Here is a 263-nt window from a genome sequence, read left to right on the forward strand (position 1 = left end):
GATGACGCGGGCAGGCACCGACAAGGTCGCCTTCTCGTCACCCGGCGACACCTATATTTCACGCAATCCCGGCTCCGTCTCCTACACGGGCAACTCTCTCGACGTTGCGGTACAAGGAGATGGTTGGCTGGCGCTTTCGACCCCAGACGGCACCGTCTACACGCGCGACGGTCGTCTGCAGATGACGGCAACCGGCGAGCTCCTGAGCACCGCCGGCTATCCCGTTCTCGATCCCGGCGAAGCTGGCATTCTTCTCGATCCGC

General features: G+C 63.5%; 1 protein-coding gene. It reads left to right on the forward strand.

All coding sequences use genetic code 11. The features are described from left to right. Positions 1-263 (forward strand): flagellar hook-basal body complex protein (locus CH341_RS32810; protein WP_146604797.1); only part of this gene is annotated, 263 nt, incomplete at both ends.

Origin of the sequence: Rhodoplanes roseus (assembly GCF_003258865.1) — a bacterium.
GTDB lineage: Bacteria > Pseudomonadota > Alphaproteobacteria > Rhizobiales > Xanthobacteraceae > Rhodoplanes > Rhodoplanes roseus.